General features: G+C 66.4%; 16 protein-coding genes. 8 read left to right on the top strand and 8 right to left on the bottom strand.

What is annotated here, in order from left to right:
• Positions 1–5 precede the first annotated feature (5 nt).
• Entirely contained in the window at positions 6–1,052 is a 1,047-nt protein-coding gene (gene alr / locus M529_RS35440) for an alanine racemase (protein ID WP_021317996.1), read from the top strand.
• A 39-nt stretch (positions 1,053–1,091) separates the two neighbouring features.
• On the opposite strand, the gene M529_RS35435 is transcribed toward alr, so the two are convergent.
• Positions 1,092–2,264, bottom strand: coding sequence for an acetyl-CoA C-acetyltransferase (locus tag M529_RS35435; RefSeq protein WP_021317995.1), 1,173 nt, complete (start codon positions 2,262–2,264; stop codon positions 1,092–1,094).
• A gap of 51 nt (positions 2,265–2,315) precedes the next feature.
• Entirely contained in the window at positions 2,316–3,404 is a 1,089-nt protein-coding gene (locus tag M529_RS35430; protein ID WP_084491056.1) for an alpha/beta fold hydrolase, read from the bottom strand.
• Here M529_RS35430 and phaR point away from each other — a divergent pair.
• From phaR to M529_RS35410, 4 genes are all read left to right on the top strand, one after another.
• Entirely contained in the window at positions 3,403–3,975 is a 573-nt protein-coding gene (phaR, locus tag M529_RS35425; protein ID WP_021317993.1) for a polyhydroxyalkanoate synthesis repressor PhaR, read from the top strand. The two genes, M529_RS35430 and phaR, sit on opposite strands and share 2 nt — an antisense overlap.
• A gap of 141 nt (positions 3,976–4,116) precedes the next feature.
• Positions 4,117–5,643 (top strand): aminoacyl--tRNA ligase-related protein, encoded by a 1,527-nt coding sequence (locus M529_RS35420; protein ID WP_031294965.1) that lies wholly within the window; start codon positions 4,117–4,119, stop codon positions 5,641–5,643.
• A 162-nt stretch (positions 5,644–5,805) separates the two neighbouring features.
• On the top strand, positions 5,806–6,063 hold the full coding sequence (locus tag M529_RS35415) for a hypothetical protein (protein WP_021317991.1): 258 nt from the start codon (positions 5,806–5,808) through the stop codon (positions 6,061–6,063).
• A 53-nt stretch (positions 6,064–6,116) separates the two neighbouring features.
• Positions 6,117–7,628, top strand: a complete 1,512-nt coding sequence (locus tag M529_RS35410) for a L,D-transpeptidase family protein (protein ID WP_021317990.1) — start codon at positions 6,117–6,119, stop codon at positions 7,626–7,628.
• A gap of 5 nt (positions 7,629–7,633) precedes the next feature.
• On the opposite strand, the gene ruvX is transcribed toward M529_RS35410, so the two are convergent.
• Both ruvX and M529_RS35400 read right to left on the bottom strand, forming a co-directional pair.
• Positions 7,634–8,110 (bottom strand): Holliday junction resolvase RuvX, encoded by a 477-nt coding sequence (gene ruvX / locus M529_RS35405; RefSeq protein WP_021317989.1) that lies wholly within the window; start codon positions 8,108–8,110, stop codon positions 7,634–7,636.
• A gap of 4 nt (positions 8,111–8,114) precedes the next feature.
• Complete coding sequence (locus M529_RS35400) at positions 8,115–9,245, bottom strand: DUF3089 domain-containing protein (RefSeq protein ID WP_021317988.1); 1,131 nt, start codon at positions 9,243–9,245, stop codon at positions 8,115–8,117.
• Positions 9,246–9,388: 143 nt separating this feature from the next.
• Here M529_RS35400 and gatC point away from each other — a divergent pair, with 143 nt between their 5' ends.
• From gatC to gatB, 3 genes are all read left to right on the top strand, one after another.
• Positions 9,389–9,676: an Asp-tRNA(Asn)/Glu-tRNA(Gln) amidotransferase subunit GatC gene (gene gatC, locus M529_RS35395; protein WP_021317987.1), complete on the top strand. Its 288-nt coding sequence runs from the start codon at positions 9,389–9,391 to the stop codon at positions 9,674–9,676.
• 128 nt (positions 9,677–9,804) lie between these two features.
• Positions 9,805–11,289, top strand: a complete 1,485-nt coding sequence (gatA, locus tag M529_RS35390; protein WP_021317986.1) for an Asp-tRNA(Asn)/Glu-tRNA(Gln) amidotransferase subunit GatA — start codon at positions 9,805–9,807, stop codon at positions 11,287–11,289.
• A 227-nt stretch (positions 11,290–11,516) separates the two neighbouring features.
• Complete coding sequence (gene gatB / locus M529_RS35385) at positions 11,517–13,019, top strand: Asp-tRNA(Asn)/Glu-tRNA(Gln) amidotransferase subunit GatB (protein WP_021317985.1); 1,503 nt, start codon at positions 11,517–11,519, stop codon at positions 13,017–13,019.
• Between the two features lie 174 nt (positions 13,020–13,193).
• Here the strand turns inward: gatB and M529_RS35380 are convergent, their stop codons facing one another.
• From M529_RS35380 to M529_RS35365, 4 genes are all read right to left on the bottom strand, one after another.
• On the bottom strand, positions 13,194–16,415 hold the full coding sequence (locus tag M529_RS35380) for an autotransporter outer membrane beta-barrel domain-containing protein (RefSeq protein ID WP_021317984.1): 3,222 nt from the start codon (positions 16,413–16,415) through the stop codon (positions 13,194–13,196).
• A gap of 98 nt (positions 16,416–16,513) precedes the next feature.
• Positions 16,514–18,955: a TonB-dependent receptor domain-containing protein gene (locus M529_RS35375; RefSeq protein ID WP_021317983.1), complete on the bottom strand. Its 2,442-nt coding sequence runs from the start codon at positions 18,953–18,955 to the stop codon at positions 16,514–16,516.
• Positions 18,939–19,868 carry a FecR family protein gene (locus M529_RS35370; RefSeq protein WP_021317982.1) on the bottom strand — a complete coding sequence of 310 codons (930 nt, stop codon included), beginning with the start codon at positions 19,866–19,868 and terminating at the stop codon, positions 18,939–18,941. Before M529_RS35370 ends, M529_RS35375 begins: the two co-directional genes overlap by 17 nt.
• A gap of 55 nt (positions 19,869–19,923) precedes the next feature.
• Positions 19,924–20,436, bottom strand: a complete 513-nt coding sequence (locus tag M529_RS35365; RefSeq protein WP_031294963.1) for an RNA polymerase sigma factor — start codon at positions 20,434–20,436, stop codon at positions 19,924–19,926.
• Between the last annotated feature and the right edge of the window lie 50 nt (positions 20,437–20,486).

Here is a 20,486-nt window from a genome sequence, read left to right as displayed (position 1 = left end):
GGGTAATGATCTCGCTTTTCGCTCCGCTCCGCCTGCGCCTTGATGGCGCGGCGCTCCTGTCCAACTGGCGCTGGCTGGCCAAACAGGGGGGCGGCGCAGCCTGCGGCGCGGCGATCAAGGCGGACAGCTATGGTCTGGGCGCGGCAGAGGTCATGCGCCGGCTGACGGCGGCGGGATGTCGTGATTTCTTCGTCTCCAACTGGATCGAGGCAGCGGCGCTGGAACCCCTGCTCGACGAGGGGATCGGCTTGTCCGTGCTGCACGGTGCGCGGAAAGAGGACATGGCCTATGCTCTGGCGTCGCGGGCGCGCCCGGTGCTGTCCACGGCGGAACAGGTCACGCGCTGGCGGGAGGCCGGAGGCGGGGCCTGCGACGTGATGATCGACACGGGCATGAACCGCCTTGGGCTCGACTGGCGCGGGGACGTGGCTGGGTGGACGCAGGGACTGCGGATCGAGACGCTGGCGAGCCATCTGGCCTCGGCAGACGAGGACACGCCGCTGAGCGCGCTCCAGCGCGAGCGCTTCGTGGCGGTGAAGGACAAGGTCACGGCGCGGCGCGCCAGCCTGGCGAACAGCGCGGGCATCTGTCTGGGCGCCGACTATGCCTTCGATCTGACCCGGCCGGGCCTGGCGCTTTACGGCGGCGTGCCACGGACCGATGCGGCGGAGCACATCCGGCAGGTGGTGAAGCCGCAGGCGCAGGTGCTGCAGCGCCGACGGGTAATCGCGGGCGACACGATCGGCTACAATGCGACCTTCACCGCGCCGGCGGATGTGGAGATCGCGGTGCTGAACCTCGGTTATGCCGACGGTTATCTGCGCGGCTTTTCGGGACGCGGCGCGGCGGTGACGGAGGGGCAGAAGCTGCCCGTGCTCGGCCGGGTCTCGATGGACCTGCTGGCGGTGGACGTGTCGGCGCTGCCCGACATCGCGGAGGGCGACTGGCTCGACATTGACTATCGCCTTCCGGACGCGGCGGCGGCTTCGGGGCTGTCGCAATATGAGCTGCTGACAGGGCTCGGGCGGCGGTTCGACCGGGTCTGGGCCTGACGGAGTTCGCCCCTCTCCAAGGGAGAGGGGCGGGAAAACTCACCGCTCGATACACATGGCGACGCCCATGCCGCCGCCGATGCACAGGGTCGCGAGGCCCTTCTTGGCGTCGCGCTTCCCCATCTCGTAGAGCAGGGTGGTGAGAACGCGAGCGCCTGACGCGCCGATCGGATGGCCGATGGCGATCGCACCGCCATTGACGTTCACCTTTTCAGGATCCCAGCCCAGCTCCTTGCCGACGGCGAGCGCCTGCGCGGCGAAGGCCTCGTTCGCCTCGATCAGGTCGAGGTCGGCCAGCGACCAGCCCGCCTTCGCGAGCGCCTTGGTGCTGGAGGGCGCGGGGCCGATGCCCATGATGGATGGATCGACGCCGCAGGTCGCGAAGCTGGCGATCCGGCCGAGCACCGACGCGCCGCGCTTCTCCGCCTCGGCCGCCGTCATCAGCACCAGCGCCGCCGCGCCGTCGTTGAGGCCGCTGGCATTGGCGGCGGTCACCGTGCCGTCCTTCTTGAATGCCGGCCTCAGGCCCTGCATCCCCTCCAGCGTGGCGCCGTCCCGGATATACTCGTCGGTATCGACGATGGTGTCGCCCTTGCGGCCCTTGACGGTCACCGGCACGATCTCGTCCTTGAAGCGGCCCGACGCGCGGGCGGCGGACGCCTTGTTCTGGCTGCCGACCGCGAACAGATCCTGCTCCTCGCGGGTGATCTGGTATTTCTCGGCCAGGTTTTCCGCGGTGATGCCCATGTGATAGGCGTTGAACGCGTCGGTCAGGCCATCGACGATCATGGTGTCGACCAGCGTAACGTCGCCCATCTTGGCCCCGGCACGCAGCTTTTGCGCATGCGGGGCGAGCGACATGCTCTCCTGCCCGCCCGCGACCATGATCCTGGCATCGCCCGTTGCGATCGCCTGCGCTGCCAGCGCCACGGCGCGCAGGCCGGAGCCGCAGACTTGGTTGATGGCGAAGGCGGTACGTTCCACCGGAATACCGGCGCCGACCGCTGCTTGGCGGGCGGGGTTCTGACCGAGGCCGGCGGTCAGGACATGGCCCAGGATCACCTCGTCCACTTCGTCCGCGCCGACTCCGGCCTGCTCCAGCGCGGCGATGATGGCGGTCTGGCCCAGCACATGCGCCGGGGTCGTGCCCAGGGCACCCATAAAGCTGCCTACGGGGGTGCGCTTGGCGGCGGTGATGACAATATCGGACAAGGGCCTGCTCCTGTTCGGAAGGGGAGAGTCTTTTCGCAGGCGCACATAGCATCAGCCTCCCTGGCTGGAAAGCCATGCGGAAAGCGGGCGTGCGAGTAGCGCATCCGCCCGGCTGCCGACAATCATGCCGACATGGCCAAGCTCGAGGGTGCGGTTCTCAGCCAGGATCGGCGCGGCGGCGGCCGGAACGATCCTGTCGGTGGCGGAACGGATCGACAGGCCGGGGCAGGGAAGCGCTGCAGGATCGATATGTTGCTTGCCGACGACCCAAAGCCCCTCTCCGGGCAGGTCGTCGCCGTAAAATCGCTCGAACAGCTCCGCCCCTGCCGAAAATGTCAGGGGCGGTCCGCCATTCGCCCAGTCCTCCACCGCCAGGAAGGCGCGCTCAGCCTCCGATCCCGGAGCCATGTCGGCGAAGGCGGCATATTTGCGGATGGTGCGTTGCGGGTCGAGCGCCCAGAAGCCTGCCTGCAGCACCTCCATCGGCACATAGCCGAGCCGCTGGCACATCGGCCGCGCGTTCCGCCACAGCGCTGTCACGCGCTCCCGGTCCTCCTGGGGCAAGGCGCTGAAATGCCAAGGCGTCGCGATCGTCGCCAACGCCCGCACCGGCGTCAGGGCGGCCGCTGCCAGGGCCAGGCTGCCGCCCAGGCAATAGCCGACCAGCACGGGCGGGCGTGGCAGGGCGGCGATCAGCGGCAGCAGGCGTTGCATGACATGGTCGGCCAGATCGAGCGCGGCATCGGCCGGAGTCGGCGCGCCCCAGTCGACCAGGTAGGCATCATGTCCTGCTGCGGCCATGCGGCGCAGCATGGATCGCCCTTCGGACAGGTCTAGCACGGCGGGCGGGTTGATGAGCGAAGGCACGAACACGACCGGTGCACGGCCGTCTTCTTCGCCATAACGGAGCAAGCGGGCGCTCCCGGCGCTGGCGATCTGGGGCATGGGAGCCGGCCCTGTCAGCCGCTGCGCCCCTTGGTAGCGGCGTAGCCCAAGGAAGGCGCGCCGCCGCAGATCCGTGTCATCCTCCGTTTCGCGCCATAAAATATTGAGAAAGAGCGGCAAAGGACGCGGCCCATGTTGCGGCGCGGCAATGCCTTGTGCTAATGCGGAATGTGCAGGTGCGGGAGAGGTATCCATGGCCAAATCGAAAACAGTGGGCGACGCGGAACCGGTCATTATCAAGAAATATGCGAACCGGCGCCTGTATAACACGGAAACGTCCAGTTACATCACGCTCGATCTGCTGTCCCAGATGACCCGCGAAGGACGCGAGTTCGTCGTGGTCGATGCCAAGACGGGCGAGGACATCACGCATAATGTGCTGACCCAGATCATCATGGAGGAGGAGCAGCGTGGCAAGAACATGCTGCCCGTGAACTTCCTGCGTCAGCTGATCGCCATGTACGGCGATTCGATGCAGTCGATGGTGCCGCAATATCTCGAAGCCTCGATGGAGGCGTTCCGCAAGAATCAGCAGCAGTTCCAGGAAGCGATGAAGGGTGCGTTCGGCGGCGGCCCGCTGGCCGAAATCGCCAAGCGCAACATGCAGATGTTCGAGGCCGCGGCAAGCGCCTTCGGCACTGGCATCCCGGGCGCCGTGCCGCCTGCCGCCGCGACGGGCGCGAGCGAGGAAAGCAAGGACGACGAGATCGCGGAATTGAAGGCTCAACTTGCGGCGCTGAATGCGAAGATCGACAAGCTGAGCTAGGTGAGGCGCGTCTTGCCTCTGCCTTGGCAGAGGCACCATTCCATTCCCAAGGTTGATAGACGCCCGGCGCCTTCGGGGTCGACAGGAACGGCGCGCTTGCCCTATGGCGCGCCATTCCTTCAGACGATCAAGGCAGACCCCGTGAAGCACGCTCTTTCCGTCACCCGCGAACAGGATTTCGCCGCCTGGTATCAGGCCGTCATTTCCGAAGCCGATCTGGCGGAGGAAAGCGGCGTGCGCGGCTGCATGGTGATCCGGCCGTGGGGCTATGGCATCTGGGAGCGCATCCAGAAGCTGCTGGATGAGAGGATCAAGCAGACCGGGCATGAGAACTGCTATTTCCCGCTGTTCATCCCGCTCAGCTATTTCGAGAAGGAAGCTGAGCATGTCGACGGCTTCGCCAAGGAAATGGCGGTCGTCACCCATCACCGCCTGATCCAGAAGGACGGCCGGATGGTGCCCGATCCCGAGGCGAAGCTGGAAGAGCCTCTGGTCGTGCGCCCGACGTCGGAAACGGTGATCGGCGCCGCCTTCTCGCGCTGGGTGCAGTCCTGGCGCGACCTCCCCGTGCTGATCAACCAGTGGGCCAATGTCGTGCGCTGGGAAATGCGCACGCGGATGTTCCTGCGCACCAGCGAGTTTCTCTGGCAGGAAGGGCACACCGCCCATGCCAGCGTCGACGAGGCGGTCGAAGAGACCATGAAGATGCTGGAGGTCTATCGCAGCTTCGCCGAGGAGTGCGTCGCGCTTCCCGTGATTGCGGGCGAGAAGCCCGAGAATGAGCGCTTCCCCGGCGCCGTCGCGACTTATTCGATCGAGGCGATGATGCAGGATGGCAAGGCGCTTCAGGCCGGCACCTCGCATTTCCTGGGCACGACCTTCTCGTCGGCGCAGAACATCCGTTTCCAGAATGCCGAGGGGCAGCAGGAACTGGCCCAGACGACCAGCTGGGGTATGTCGACCCGCATGATCGGCGGTCTGATCATGGTTCATGGCGACGATGACGGGCTGCGCGTGCCGCCGCGCGTCGCGCCCTATCAGATCGTGGTGGTACCGATGCTGCGCGATACGGATGAGGATGCCGCGATCCTGGATTACTGCACTGACCTGGTGACGCAGCTCAACGCGCTGGACGTGTTTCGCGAGCCCGTCCGCGCGATCCTCGACAAGCGCCCCGCCAAGGCAACGAACAAGCGCTGGGGCTGGGTCAAGAAGGGCGCGCCCATTGTGATCGAGGTCGGCGGTCGCGACGTCGCGGGCGGCAATGTCTCCGTGCTGCGGCGCGACCGGCTGTATCGGGAGGACGGCAAGCTCGATAGCGCGATTATACCGAAAGATGTATTTCTCAACCAAGCCACCGGGGTGCTGGAAGGCATTCAGGCAACGCTATTCGCGGAGGCGGAATCCCGCTTGCTCGGCAATATCGACAAGTCGATCACCGAACTTGATGCGCTCAAAGCCTATTTCGACGCCAGCAGCAAACCCGGCTGGGCGCTGGTCCAGTGGAGCAGGCCGACCGGCGCGGAACTGGACAAGGTGGTCCAATGGCTGAAGGCCGAGAAGCTGACCCTGCGCAACGTGCCGCTCGCTGCGGAGGCCGCCGATGGTGCCTGTATCTTCACCGGTGCCCCCGCTGTCGAGCGCGTGCTGGTCGGACGCAGCTATTGATGTCGCGTAACGGTTGATCGTGCATAAGCCACGGTCTGCCGTCATTGCGCAAAGGCAATGGATTCGTTTCCTCCCCCTCGGGCGTTAGGAGCCAGCTGCAGTTTCTGCGGCTTCGAGGAGCAAACTGGCGTTGCGGCCCTGCGCACGCCCAGGGAGAAGATAATGAACATCAGGAAAATGACACTGGTAGCCGCCGGGTTGCTGGGCCTTAGCGCCTGCGCTTCGAACCAGGAACCGGTCGCCCCCGCCCCGCCCGTAGGCCCGGGCGCCATTGCTGGTACCGTTGCGGCGGACCGTAATGGCGACGGCTATGTCGACGGCTATTACACCGCCGATGGCATCTACCATCCTGTCGAAGGTCCGCCCTGTCCGCCTCCGCCGCCGCCCCCGCCGCCGCCCCGGGCCGGAGAACGCGGCTGATCCACCTGACTTTGCGGGCGCGGCGGACTCGTCGCGCCCCCCTGATCCCTCCTTTGATAGTCTTAGCGGCGCTCGCCGCGCCGGCGGTACAGGCCGCAGCGGCGCAGCCCGCGTCGCCCGTCGCAACCGCCGCCCGTTCCAGCGTGGCGGCCGAGGTGCGCGCGCAGGCCGGCGGCAGGTTGCGGGACTTCTACGCCCCGCGTGGCTATTGGCCGCTCTGGATCGAAAAGGACCGGGTGGGGCCTCAGGCCGATGCGCTGCTGGCGCTGATCGAGGGAAGCGAAGCCGATGGCCTGCGCCCGCGCGACTATGATCCGCGCGGCCTGGGTCGCCTGATCGAGGAAGCCAATGCCGGGAGCGATCCCAAGGCCTTGGCGCGCGCCGAGGTCGCCCTGTCGCGCACTTTCGCTGATCTGGTCACCGACATGCGCCGCCCGTCGCGGACGGTGCGAATCCGCTATCTGGACCCGGAGGTGGAGCCCAAGACGCCCGAGCCCTCGGAGATATTGCGTTCCGCCGCGCTGGCGCCGTCACTGGCCGAATATATCGCCACGGTCGGCTGGATGGACCCGCTCTACATGCGCCTTCGTCACGCCCGTGCGGTCTATCGGGAGGACTGGGGCAGCCTGCCCGCCGTCGCTGTGCCGGGAAACGTGCGGCTGCGGCCCGGCATGAAGGGTGACCTTGTTCCGGTCCTGCGGCACCGGCTGGGGCTCAGCGACGGCGTAGCCTATGACAAAGCACTGGCGGCACGCGTAAAGGCATTCCAGACCGCGCATGGGTTGAAGGCTGACGGCATTGCCGGCGCGCAGACACTGGCGGCGCTCAACCGCGGGCCGTCATGGTATGAACGGAAGATCGCGCTCAATCAGGAGCGGGCCCGGCTGCTGCCCGGACCTTGGGTGAAGCATGTCGTGGTCGATGCCGCCTCCGCGCGGCTTTGGTATTATGATGGCGGTGCGCTCGACGGCACGATGAAGGTGGTGGTCGGGACGAAGGAAACGCAGACGCCGATGATGGCGGGCATGGTCCGCTATGCGACGCTCAACCCCTATTGGAACATCCCGCCGGACCTGGTTCAGAACAAGGTCGCGCCCCGGATATTGGGCGGCGCTTCGCTGACCCGCCTTAATTATGAGGCGCTGTCCGACTGGAGCGCCAATCCCCAGCCGCTTGCGCAGTCGCAGGTGGACTGGAATGCGGTCGCGGCCGGGCAACAGGAGGTGCGGATCCGGCAGCTGCCCGGCGGCAGCAACGCCATGGGGAAGGTCAAGTTCATGTTCCCCAACGACCTCGGCATCTATCTGCACGACACGCCGCAGCGCGAGCTGTTTGCCAGGTCCGCACGCCAGTTCAGCAATGGCTGCGTCCGGCTGGAAGATGCGCAGCGCCTGGGCCAATGGTTTTTCGGCAAGACGCTGAAGCCCGACAGCGATGCGCCGGAACAGCATGTGCCGTTGCCCCAGCCGGTGCCCGTCTACCTGACCTATTTGACCGTCGTGCCCGTGGGGGACGGGGTTCAGTTCCTTCCCGATGTTTACGACCGGGACGGGATGGACGGATAGACCTCCTAAAACCCCGCCATGAGCCCGTCGATCGCCCCCTGCAGGATGTAGCTGGCCGCCAGCTTGTCGACCAGCTCGCCGCGCCGGGCACGGCTCGCATCGGCTTCCAGCAGGGTGCGCGTCACCGCCTGGGTGGACCAACGCTCGTCCCACAGCAGGATGGGATGACCCAGGGCGGCGATATTGCGGGCAAAGGCACGGCTTGCCTGGCTGCGCGGGCTTTCGCTGCCGTCAAGGTTGAGCGGCAGGCCAATGACGATGCCCTTTACCTGCTGCTGCTCGATGAAGGCGGCCAGCGCGATCTTGTCCTTGGAGAATTTGCCGCGCGACACGGTATGGGCGGGGCTTGCGATGGACCAGCCGGCGTCGCACAGCGCAAGGCCGATCGTCTTGCTGCCCACGTCCATGCCGATCAGCCGTCCGCCATGGGGCAGCGCCGCGCGGAACGCCGCCCGGTCCGAGGTCAGGATGGCCTCTGTCATCGCGTCAGGTCCCGTTTTCCTGCTTCAGGAACGTCGCCAGGCGAACCTTCGCATCCTGTCGGACATTGGCCCAGAAGAGGCTGTAGTCATAGACATGGTAATTATTGCCGGGCAGGGTGAACGGCCCCAGGTCGACCGGCTCTCCGATCATCAGCACGCCGCTGGTGTCGCAGCGGGCCGGCACGATCCCGGTGATGAGGTGCGGTGGCTTCTTGTCGTCGCGGCTATCCAGCGTCCCGAGATTGGCGGTGGCGGGCGCGGAACCGTTGAAGGCGCCGGTTATAGGATTGGTGCAGAGCATATGCGTGCCCTTGCGCGGCTTGCCGGTATAGCCGTTGGCACGGCCGAAGACCTCCAGCACGCCCGACGGGTCGGCCGGTTCGGCGTAGCTCTGCCAGCTGACGATGCAGTGCGCCTGCTCGCGCCGGGCGCATGCGGGCAGGCCGAGCGCCGGCAGGTCCGCCTCGACCGATATGGGCCAGCCCACGGCGTAGACGGCGGCGATACGGTCGGCGACGGGTTTGCCCGCAACCTGATCGCGCAGCAGGCGCAACAGATGGCGCGACCCCTGGCTGTGCCCGGCCAGGATCAGAGGTTCATCCGGATTGGCCCTGACGAACGCGGCGAAAGCCTGGGCGACGTCGCTATAGGCGGCGTCCAGCGCAGCCTCTGCCGCCGGCTTGTCGGTGAAGAAGACACCGAAATTGGCCTGGCGATAGCGCGGCACCCAGATGTCGCCCACGGCGTTGAACGTGCTTGCCTGCCCCTGGACGAAGCGGCGCGCCAGTTTCAGCGATTCCGGGTCATCCAGCCGCATGTTCCAATGCGCATCGCCCAGCGTCGTGATGTAGGACGTCGGATGGATGAAGAACACGGCCGCTTTTTTCGCAGCAGGTGCATCCTTCACCCCCTGCGGAGTCCAGAGTGCCGGATTGTCCTTCGTTATGTCCGGCCGCGCGATCCACATCTTGGGATCGTCATAGGCATTGGCGGGCAGTGGGGAGAGGGGAGCGAAAGCCTCGCGCGGGACCATCACCGCGCGGATCAGCTCCAGCCCCCAGATGCGGTAGACCAGCAGCGCCGCGATCACCAGCACGATCAGGCCGGCGATGACATAAAGGAACTTGCGGGCCACCCTGTTTCTCCATTTTTTCCTTGTCGGCGGGGCGCGCCCGCGGTCGTGGGTGACTGTCTGACGCAAGGGCAGGCGACACGCAAGATGCGCGATCCGCATAGGCAAGACTTGAAGCGGGCCGGAGCGGGTGCTAGCGGCGGCCCATGTCGATAGACCTTCAGACCGTCAAGAAGATCGCCAGCCTTTCCCGCATCTCGGTGACCGAGGCCGAGGCGGAGGCGATGGTGCCCGAACTCAACAACATCCTGGGCTGGGTGGAGCAACTGGGCGAGGTGGATGTGACCGGCGTGGAGCCGATGACCGCCGTCATCCCCAACCGGCAAAGGCTGCGCGACGATGTCGTGACCGACGGCAATGTCCGCGACAAGGTGCTGGCAAATGCGCCGCAGGCGGAGCATGGATTTTTCGCGGTGCCGAAGGTGATCGAATAGGGCATTGCCCTCCAGAACCGTTCGCTCTGTTGAAATGAGCCGCTTGTCTCTTTTCAATGTCGAAGGGCCGCACTTCTCTTTAAGAAGGACTGGGCTTCGACAGGCTCAGCCCGAACGGGGTTAGAGTTTTGACTGATCTGACTGATCTCACTGTAGCCGATATCCGCGACGGCTTTCGCGCCGGGAATTTCTCCGCGCGCGAAGTGGCGGAGGCGTTCAACTCCAATGTCGCCGCTGCCAAGGCGCTCAACGCCTTCATCGTGGAAACGCCCGAGAAGGCGCTGGACGCCGCCGATGCCGCCGACAAGGCGAAGGCGGCGGGCGAGCCGCTGGGCGCGCTGGCAGGCGTGCCGATCGGCATGAAGGACCTGTTCTGCACCCTGGGCGTGCAGACCACGGCGGCCAGCCACATGCTGGAAGGCTTTGTGCCAACTTATGAATCCACTGTCTCGGGCAAGCTCTGGGCGGCCGGTGCGGGGATGCTGGGCAAGCTCAACCTCGACCAGTTCGCCATGGGCTCGTCCAACGAGACTAGCTATTTCGGCAACGTCATCTCGCCCTGGCGGCGGGGCGGCGGTGACAATGCGGCGCTGGCACCCGGCGGCTCTTCGGGCGGTTCTTCGGCGGCTATCGCGGCGCGGCTCTGCCCGGCGGCGACCGGCACGGACACGGGCGGGTCCATCCGCCAGCCTGCCGCCTTCACCGGCATTTCGGGCATCAAGCCGACCTATGGCCGCTGCTCGCGCTGGGGCATCGTCGCCTTTGCCTCCTCGCTCGATCAAGCCGGGCCTATGGCACGCACCGTTCGCGACAATGCGATCCTGCTGGAAGTCATGTCCGGCTTCGATCCCAAGGACTCGACCTCGCTCGATCTGCCCGTGCCCCAGTGGGAGGCGAACCTTTCCAGCGACCTGCGCGGCAAGAAGGTCGGCGTTCCGAAGGAATATCGCCCCGACGGCCTCAATGCCGAGATTGCAGCGCTATGGGATCGCGGCATCGAATGGCTGAAGGACGCGGGCGCCGAGGTGGTCGAGGTGTCGCTGCCGCACACCCAATATGCGCTGCCGACTTATTACATCATCGCGCCAGCCGAGGCTTCGTCGAACCTCGCCCGCTATGACGGCGTGCGCTACGGCCAGCGCGACCTGCCCGACGGGGCGGGTCTGCAGGACATGTATGCCGCGACCCGCGCCGCCGGCTTCGGGCCGGAGGTCAAGCGCCGCATCATGATCGGCACATATGTGCTGTCGGCCGGCTTCTACGACGCCTATTATACGCAGGCGCAGAAAGTCCGGGCGCTCATCGCCCGCGATTTCGAGCTGGCCTTCGAGAAGTGCGACCTGCTGCTGACGCCGACCGCGCCGAGCGCCTCTTTCGCGCTGGGCGAGAAGCAGGCCGATCCGCTGGCCATGTATCTGAACGACGTTTTCACCGTGCCTGCATCGCTGGCAGGGCTGCCGGCGATGGCTGTGCCGGGCGGGCTGGACGCGGCGGGTCTGCCGATCGGGTTGCAGATCATCGGCAAGGCTCTGGACGAGCAGACCGTACTGAACGCGAGTCTCGCGATCGAGGAACGCGCCAGCTTTACGGCGCGGCCGGACAAGTGGTGGTGAGATGAGTTTCGCAGAACTCGCGGGGGGACTTGTCGATTTGCTCAGTTCCCTCACCGTTTCTGGGAAGCAGCGATATCAGCGTAAGGATGATCGACCAGCCAAGCGGCGGAAGATCGTCATTGCCACCGCGGAAGCGACACCGGATCGTCCGAGGATCAGTCTGTGGGGCAAGGGTCGCCGAAACAGAGGTCGGATCGCTCCGACAGAAATTGATGGGTAAGAAGCGAATGACTGAATCAACCTATCGCATCCAGGGTGCAACCGGCGAGTGGGAGGTCGTGGTTGGCCTCGAAGTCCATGCCCAGGTGACCTCCAACGCCAAGCTCTTCTCCGGCGCGGCGACCGCCTTCGGCGCGGAGCCCAATACGCAGGTCAGCCTGGTCGATGCGGCCATGCCCGGCATGTTGCCCGTGCCCAACCGCGAGTGCATCCGCCAGGCGGTCCGCACCGGCATGGCGATCGAAGCGCAGATCAACAAATGGTCGCGTTTCGACCGTAAAAACTACTTCTACGCCGATCTTCCGCAGGGCTACCAGATCAGCCAGCTCTACCATCCTCTGGTGGGCGAAGGGCAGATCGAGATCGTGCTCGACGAGAAGAATCCGGAGAGCAGCACCAAGACCATCGGCATCGAACGCATCCATGTCGAGCAGGACGCCGGCAAGCTGATGCACGACCAGCATCCCACGCGCTCCTATGTCGACCTCAACCGCTCCGGCGTGGCGCTGATGGAGATCGTGTCGAAACCCGACATGCGTTCTCCCGCTGAAGCAGGGACTTATCTCTCGAAGCTCAGGACTATTCTCCGCTATGTCGGCTCGTGCGACGGCAATATGGATCAGGGGTCGATGCGCGCCGACGTCAACGTCTCCGTCCGCAAGCCGGGCGAGCCGTTCGGCACGCGCACCGAGACGAAGAACGTCAATTCTGTCCGTTTCGTCATGGCGGTTGTCGAGCATGAGGCGAGCCGCCAGGTCGACGTGCTGGAAGCGGGCGGCACCGTAGTGCAGGAAACGCGCCTCTATGATCCCGACCGCAACGAGACGCGGTCGATGCGGTCGAAGGAGGACGCGCACGACTATCGCTACTTCCCTGATCCCGACCTGCTGCCGCTGGAACTGGACGACGCCTTCCTGGAGGAATGCCGCCAGTCGCTGCCCGAACTGCCCGACGCCAAGCGCCGCCGCTACGAGCAGGATCTGGGCCTTTCCGCCTATAATGCCGCGACGCTGACCGCCGATGCCGACACCGCCCGCTGGTTCGAGGCGCTGCTGGCCGAAGGCGCGCGCATCCAGAAGAAGAGCGAGGGAGAGGTGGCCAAGGCATCGGCCAACTGGCTGCTCTCCGAACTCTACGGCGCGCTCAATCGGCTTGGGAAGAGCCTAGAGGAAAGCCCCGTAAGCCCCGAGGAAGGCGCGGAACTCCTTGCTCTGGTGGCGGACGGCACGATCAGCGGCACGATCGCCAAGCAGGTGTTCGAGATCATGCTCGAGACCGGTGACAAGCCCGCGAAGATCGTCGATGAAAAGGGCCTTAAGCAGACCAGCGACACCGGCGCGATCGAGGCGGCGGTGGACAAGGTGCTGGCCGACAATGCCGAAAAGGTCGCCCAGTATAAGGCGGGCAAGGAAGCGCTTTTCGGCTTCTTCGTCGGCCAGACGATGAAGGCGATGCAGGGCAAGGCGAACCCCCAGGTCGTGAACGAACTGGTGCGCAAAGCGCTGGGCTGACTTCGGCCCGTCTCGTCCTTAGCGGGTACTATGGGATGAAAAGGGGCGCCGCTGTAGGGAAGCGGCGCCCCTTCCTTAGGTGTCACGGCGTTCCGGGGGAGGAACATGCGCCGTGACGGAGCGGAGGGGCCGGAGGGTCTGTGGGGGGTGGCCCGTCCGCTCCTTAGTCAGACGTCACAGGACGAAGTTAACCGTCGCACGAAATGCGATGGCGACGTGATTTTGCTGTTCCTCCGCACTGAACTCGCCGCCGATGCGGAAAGTGTCGGTGCCGCCGTACAGGCGGGCACGGCCGGTCCAGCCGTTGGTGCGGTCCTCCGGTACCAGGGTGAACTGGTCGCCGCCCTTGAAATAGGCGACCGTGTCGCCCAGCGAACCGCCGATGATCTGGCGGCGCCCGCCTTCCAACTCGAAGCGCATCCAGCCGTCTTCCTTCGCCAGCGCGCCGAAGTCATAGCCCATGGTCACGGTGCCATTCGCGATCAGCTCGTCGCTGGTCCGGCCCAGCACGGTGAGGTTGAAGGCATCGCCGCCGCCCTGCTCGCTATAGCCGTCCTCCTTCAGGCGGTAATAGTCGATGCCCGCGCCGGGGCGGACGCTCAGGCGATTGAACCGCAACTCGTAGGACGCGCCGGCCGTCGCCGACCACAGCGTGCCCGACCAGTCGCCCCTTGCCGTGCGCACTACGTCGCCGCTGGAAAAATGGCGGGTGCCTTGGAAGTCGATCTTGGCGCCCGATGCACGGGCAAAGGCCTGAAGCGGACCCCAGCTGCCGCGCCAGTGCGCCGCAAGTTCCCACTGGTCGGAATCGACCGCATTGTCGGATCCGCCGTCCGAATCGCTGCCGTGGATATAGGCGATCGATGCGCCGAAGGCGCCGAGCCCGGTCAGATATTCCGCGCCGCCGCCGGCACCCCAGCCCTGGATGTCGTAGGATCCGGTGCTGCCGACACTCTTCGAGCTGCCGAACCCGACCTGCTGCAGCCAGAAGCCCAGACGGCCGTCGCGCGTGCGATAGATGCCGCCCGGATCGGACAGGATGCGCGCGGTGGCGCGCGATCCGGAAGTCACCGATTCGAAGGTGCCGCCCGCATGGTCGGGCAGCATCTGCTGCAGGTTGGCGTTCAGCGTCGCACTGTCGGCGATGCCCAGATAGGCGTTGGCGACGGCGCTGTCATTGTCCAGCGCGTTGAACACCGCCTGATAGGCGCGCGCCCGCGATCCGCTCAGCCCCAGCTCATCCGTGCTCTTCGCCGCGATCGACAGCGTCACCTCGCCGGTCGTGCTGTTGCCCGACACCGACCCTTTGAACAGATAGGGAAGCTGCGTGGCTTCGGCGCTGGTCGGGGCGCCAGACAGCGATCCGGCCCGAACGATGACATAGTCGCCTTCTGATCCCCTGACTTGGGTCAGCCCGACCTTGACCTTCGACCCGTTGGCAAAGCTCGCCGCGCCGCCGACGTCATAGCTGGTGTGTGTGCCGTTTTTCGCGTCGATGGTGACGCCGATGGCCGATCCGCTGCTTGCGCTCAGCGAAGCGAGCGCGACCGGGCCCGCGTTGGTCGCGTCCAGCGTGCCGCCGTTCAGTACCACGGCGGTCTGTGCGGCATTGCTGATCCTGCCGGTATAGGACGCCGTGTCCGACAGGGTGAGCGTGTTCGCCCCTCCGCCGAAATCGACATCGCCCGCCATGCGCGACGTACCGGCCAGCGCCAGCGCGCCATTTCCGCCGCCATAGCGCAGATTGCCGGCGAGGGACGAGGAGCCCGACAGCGACACCCGGTCGGCACCCGCGCCCAGGTCCACATTGCCGGTGACGGTGCCGGCCGAAACGGTCACCACGTCATTGCCTGATCCCAGGCGGATGTCGCCAGCGATCTGTGGCGCGGCCGCGGTGGAGGATGCCGCCGCCTGCGTCAGCGTCACGCCGCTGCCGTTGGCGCTGAGGTCGATGGCGATGTTCGATCCGGACTTGCCACCGGTGGCGACGATCCTCCCGGTGTTGGAGACATTCGACACCGTTCCCGACCTGTCGAGGATGGCGACCGCGGTCCCGTTCTCGGTGCTGAGGCCGGTGGCGGTGATATTGCCGCTGACCTTGATCGTGCCGACCTGCGCGCCCTGGTCGATCACCAGCGCGTGCGCGGCGGTGCCCGCCTTGGTCGATCCGTTGGCGCCGACCGTGCCGGAAACCTCGATGGTGTCCGCGCTTGCCCCGGATCCCAGCCGCAGGCCGGTCGCGTTGCTGTCGTAGGAGATGCCGACCACCGTGCCGGAGACGAGGATACCCCTGGCTATGGAAACATCGCCGCCCAGGCCACCGATCACCAGGCCATTGCCGTCCACCCCGTCATAGACGCCGGAGCCCGCGATCGTGCCCTTGACGATGAAGCCGTAGCCGGAACTGTCGGCAGCGACTGCGCCGATGCTGGTGTCCTGGTCAGCCGCGCCGACCTGTACCGCCGCGGCCGATCCATAGGTGACGACCGAGGCGGAACCTTCGGTGCTGTCGGTCAGGCCGTCGTCGTCGATATCGGTGTCGTCGTCGTCATCCTGATCGGTGCGGGTTGGCGGGATGTCGAAAATCACGCCGCCGGTCACATTGCCCGCGATCCGCACGGCCGATCCGCCCTGAAGCAGGTCGTCGGCATCCAGCTTGCTGGTGTCGCTGGGCCGGGTGGTCGATCGATAGCCGGTGCTGCTGACCGTTCCCTGGATCTTGAGCGCGCCGTTGATGTCGCCCAGCAGGCCGACGCCCGTGCTGTTGGCGCCCAGCGCGGAGACTCCGCCTTGGATGGTGACGTTGCCGGCAACGTCGTTGGTCGCGATGCCATAGCTGTTGTTACCCGTCACCGCGATGGAGCCGCTGGTCGATATGTTCCCCGTCATCGGCGCATCGATGCGGATGCCGGCGGAATTATTGCCCTCGATCGCGATGGTGCCGCTGGTGGTGATCGATCCGCTGTGCGGCGCGCCGGCCTGAACCCATATGCCGTTGCGGTTGGCGCCCGTGGCAAACGCGCCGTCCACGTCGCCGTCGCTGTCCGAGTCCGTAGGAGTATAATCCTCGTCGATCGTGATCGTGCCGCTGCTGGTGATGTCGGCGCTGGTGCCTGGCGCGGCCAGGATGCCGGTCGCATTGTCGGCGCCGGTAATCCTCAGCCCGCCGGCATTGTTGACGGCATGATTGGAATCCTGGGTGATCGCGGCGCCGCTCGTCACGGTGATGGAACCGGCCGATTGCACCGTGATGGAATCCGCTCCGCCATTGGCGATGGTGGACGTCCTGACAGGGGCGGTGGTGGCGCTGCTGATGTTGGTTTCCGCCGCCGCCTGCCCGATCGTCAGGGCCGCAAGAACGGGGGCGATGGCCGTGCAGGCCAAAAGATGTCGCATGATGTCTCCTCTGCGTGCCGCGCCTCTATTGGGGTGCGCGCGTGCGGAGGGGACGGCGCCGACGTCGCAATCCCGTCAGGGCTGAATATCGATCGGTCCTAGAAGGCGAAATCCAGGCCCACACGGACGGTGCGGGGGCGCAGCGGCGTGTAATAGTCGGTGCTGAGGTCGAACGGCGTTCCCAGCGAGAACCGGTTGCCGTCGCTGTCGAGCAGGTTGGTCAGCGACAGCGACAGCTCGACGGCGCCCTTGCGCAGCGCGGCGGTCAGGCTGGTGTCGACATAATCGCCCTGCGTCCGGCCCAGGATCGGCCCGACGCCCAGGCGCGACTTGCCGACATAGCGGGCCGACCCGCCGATGCGCAGGCCCATGTCCTTGCCGACCGGCGTCCGATAGTCGAACGCGACGCGGCCGCCCAGATTGGCGACATTGGGCAGGGTCAGCGACTGTCCACGATAGGACAGGGTGGTCACGAACTCTGCCGGGCGGGTCAGCCGGCTGTCATTGTAGATGATGCTGCCATCCAGCGTCAGTCGGGGCACCGGGCGCAACACGATCCGCCCCTCGACCGTGTAGATGCGCCCATCGCCGATATTGGCCGTGGTGGGCAGGCCGATGCGATCGGTGACGTCGGCCTGGATGTCGCGCCACTCGGTATAGGCGACATTGCCCGAAAGTGCGACGAGGTCGCGGCCCGGCACGCCCTGGCGGAACCCGACTTCCACGGTGGAGGCGCGGTCGTTCTGAAAGCGCTGGATGCGCTGGTCGTCGACCGCCAGCCCCCCGGGGCGGAAACCCTGCTGGAAGCGGGCATAGAGCGTCATGCCGGCGATGGCGTCGGTAAGCAGCCCGACAGAAGGAAGGAAGACGCTTTCGGTACGGTCGGCCTGCGCCTCCGCCCGGGCGATCTCGGCAAAGGACAGCAGGGCGATGGGGTCGATCGCCCGGCCTGACAGGCGACTGTTGGTCCATCGCCCGCCGACGGTTGCCACCAGCCCCCGTATCGGTTCGAACGAGGCTTCGCCGAACAGCGTCGCTTCCTTGATCTCGTTATGCACGCCGGTGGTGGTTGCCACCCGGCCGAAGCCGTAGAGCGGCACGCCGGGAATGGCGGACGCCTGCACCGGGACGACCCTGAACACGTCTGACGTCAGCGATCGGCGCAGGTCCGAACTGCTTTCCAGATAGGACGCGCCCAATATCCAACCCAGGCCATTATCCAGGTCGCGCACCAGCCGGTTCTCGGTCGAGAAGATGTTGACCCTGTTGCGCTGGCGAAAGAGGGCGGGAACATCCTTCTCGACCGTGGCGTCGTAGCTTTCGTTCAGAGCCTGCCGCACATAACCGGTCGAGGACACGAAGCGAAGGTTGTCCCATTGGCGCTCGACCCGCAGGTTCACCAGCCCGTAGGTCGAGGAATAGGGCTGGGCGACGCCCGATGCGCGTTCCAGGCGACCGACGTCCTTCGCTGCATATTGTGCGTCGTCGGCCTTGATCTCCTGGTAGAGCCCGTTGAGGTCGATGGTCCAGTCGTCGTCGGGCGCGAAGCGCAGCGCGGCGCGTCCGCCCCATGTCCGCGTGCGGTTGACGTCGTCCTTGTCGCGCTGGACGTCGTCGATATAGCCGCCATCCTGCACGCCATAGCCGACGACGCGCAGCGCCAGCTTTTCCGGCACGATGGGCAGGTTGAGCGTTGCGGCCACGTCGCCGCCCGGGTCGCCATGCTGGGGAGCGGCCAGGCCCATCGACAGCTGCCCACCCGTTTCGCCCAGATTGGGTGGGTTGGGCATGATGCGGATGATGCCCCCCAGCGACCCCGCGCCGTACAGCGTGCCCTGCGGCCCTTCCAGCACCTCGACGCCGCGCACGTCATACAGGCGCAGGTCGGGATCGGGGGCCGCATAGTTCAGCCGCAGGTCGTTGAAATATTGTCCCGTGGTGGCCTGGGTCGGCCCGACCACGCCGGAATCCGCGATGGCGCGGATGAACAGCTTGTTGCGGCCCGATCCGGCGTGGGTGGAACTGAGGCTGGCTATGCGCGCGAGCAGGGTGGCGGTGCCGCCCGCAGCTTCCCCGCTGGTAAAGGCGCCGTTGTCCACCGCATCGACCATGCCGGGATAGCGGGGCAGCGGCAGGTCGCGTTTGGAGGCGGTGACGACGATTTCGGCCACCGGCTGCTGCTCCACCGGTGCCAGCGCGGCGGTGGTCACCGGCGCCCGTGTGGCAGGCGCGGGGTGCGGCGCGCGGACGATACGCCATGTTCTCTCGTCGATCCGCTGGGCGACGGCGCCGCTGTCCTTCAGCAGGCGGCGCAGCGCCTGTTCGACCGAGAGGCGGCCCTTGACCGCGCGTGTGGGAATGCGGGCAAGCGACTGGTCGGACATGCCGATGCTGACGCCCGCTTGTCGGCCGAGCGCAATGCTTGCCTCGCCCAGGCTGCCCTGGGCGATGCTGATCGATTGTCCGTCCGCCGCATGCGCTGGCGATGTGGCTGCTAAAGCGAGGGCGGTGGCAAGAACGATGTCAGCTTTGCGGCCCATGCCCTTCCTTCAGCACCCATCCGTCCCCCTGCCGAACTGCGCTCAACCCCATCAGCGGCGCGGCCGTGGCGAAGAAGCGTTCGGGATTGCGATCCAGCCGGATCGTGCCGGTGAAGCGCATCGCCTGCGCGCCGGGCGCGATCGTCAGCCGCACGCCCAGCGATCGGGCGATGTCCTGCCCGATGTCGCCGACGGCGGCGTTGGCATAGACCAGGCTGCCCTGACGCCAGCTCGCCACCGCCTCGGGCGCGACCGCCATCAGGTGCAGGCCGCTGGCGTCGTCGGTCAGCGCGCGGCCCGCGGGTAGGGCGATCGCCTCCGCTTGCGGGTTGTAGATGACCTTGCCCTCCGATACGCCGATGCGGGTGGCGCCGGATGCATGGACGATATTGAACACTGTCCCCGCGTCCTCGAACACCGCTTCGCCCACCGTCACCCGAAACGGGTCGGCCGCGTCGTGCCGCACGGTGAACGCGGCCTCGCCCGCGTCCAGGGCGGCAAAGCGCATATTCTTGCGGTCCAGCCGCAGCGTCGTGCCGCCGTTGAGGTCGATCCGCGTGCCGTCCTCCAGGGCGATGGTCCTCGTCTCGCCGGGACGGGTGGTGACCGAATAGATGTCGGTGCGATTCCAGCTGCCGATGGAAATGGCCGCGACCAGCGCCGCCGCGATCGCGCCCCCGCCGACCCAGCGCCAGGGACGGGATCGTCGCTCGCCGGGGTCATTCGCCGGCTCCGGCATACCGACCGGGTTCTCTGGCAGCAGCGAGGGCAGGTCCGCGTCCGCCGCCATCAGCGCGTCATACGCCGCCGCATGGCCGGGATCGGCTTCCAGCCAGGCCGTGAAGCCTTCCCAGTCGGTAAATTCCGGATCGCGCGTTCGGATCACCCATCCGATCGCCGCTTCATGGATCATGGCCTCAGCCCCGTTCATACACTGCCCCTCGGTGGGTGAGACGTCGCGGCCCTGCTCATTCCGTATCGAGCCTCAGTCGAAGGGCCAGCATGGCGCGATAGGCCTTCTGCAGGTCCTTTTCCACGGTGGTCAGGCTGACCCCCAGATCCTCGGCAATCTGCCGCTGGCCGACGCCTTCCAGGCGGAAGCGGCGGAACACCAGTTCGACACGCGGGCCCAACTCGCGTAACACTTTCTCCGCCTCCCGCAGCCGCTGCGCCAGGATCATGCGTTCGTCGACGGCCAGGTCCTCGCTGGGATCGGCCATCACCCCGCCAGCGCCTTCCGCCCAGTCCTGCTCCCGCCGCTCGCGCCGCGTCGCGGACCGATAACGGTCCAGCATCAGGTTGTTTGCCATGCGGTAAAGATAGGGCAGGGGGTCGGCGACGGGGCCGAGATCCTTGGCCTCCAGCTTCATCCACATTTCCTGGATGACGTCTTCCGCGTCGTCGCCCGCACCGCGCGCGCGGACAAAGCGCAGCAACGCGGCGCGATTGGCGAGGAAGATGGCGGAAAGGCCGGTGGCCATGCCCAAGACGGTCCAGTGCGAGGCGACAAGGCCGGTTGCCATAATGCCGG

The sequence above is a fragment of the Sphingobium ummariense RL-3 genome, from assembly GCF_000447205.1.
GTDB classification, from domain to species: domain Bacteria; phylum Pseudomonadota; class Alphaproteobacteria; order Sphingomonadales; family Sphingomonadaceae; genus Sphingobium; species Sphingobium ummariense.
This window is presented reverse-complemented; position numbering and strand designations above follow the sequence as displayed.

What these genes read in the sequence shown, in the direction of transcription:
- alr (WP_021317996.1), top strand. Translation starts at nt 6, where the DNA reads ATGATCTCGCTTTTCGCTCCGCTCCGCCTGCGCCTTGATGGCGCGGCG.
- phaR (WP_021317993.1), top strand. Translation starts at nt 3,403, where the DNA reads ATGGCCAAATCGAAAACAGTGGGCGACGCGGAACCGGTCATTATCAAG.
- M529_RS35430 (WP_084491056.1), bottom strand. Translation starts at nt 3,404, where the DNA reads ATGGATACCTCTCCCGCACCTGCACATTCCGCATTAGCACAAGGCATT.
- M529_RS35415 (WP_021317991.1), top strand. Translation starts at nt 5,806, where the DNA reads ATGAACATCAGGAAAATGACACTGGTAGCCGCCGGGTTGCTGGGCCTT.
- ruvX (WP_021317989.1), bottom strand. Translation starts at nt 8,110, where the DNA reads ATGACAGAGGCCATCCTGACCTCGGACCGGGCGGCGTTCCGCGCGGCG.
- gatC (WP_021317987.1), top strand. Translation starts at nt 9,389, where the DNA reads ATGTCGATAGACCTTCAGACCGTCAAGAAGATCGCCAGCCTTTCCCGC.
- gatB (WP_021317985.1), top strand. Translation starts at nt 11,517, where the DNA reads ATGACTGAATCAACCTATCGCATCCAGGGTGCAACCGGCGAGTGGGAG.
- M529_RS35380 (WP_021317984.1), bottom strand. Translation starts at nt 16,415, where the DNA reads ATGCGACATCTTTTGGCCTGCACGGCCATCGCCCCCGTTCTTGCGGCC.
- M529_RS35375 (WP_021317983.1), bottom strand. Translation starts at nt 18,955, where the DNA reads ATGGGCCGCAAAGCTGACATCGTTCTTGCCACCGCCCTCGCTTTAGCA.
- M529_RS35370 (WP_021317982.1), bottom strand. Translation starts at nt 19,868, where the DNA reads ATGATCCATGAAGCGGCGATCGGATGGGTGATCCGAACGCGCGATCCG.
- M529_RS35365 (WP_031294963.1), bottom strand. Translation starts at nt 20,436, where the DNA reads ATGGCCACCGGCCTTTCCGCCATCTTCCTCGCCAATCGCGCCGCGTTG.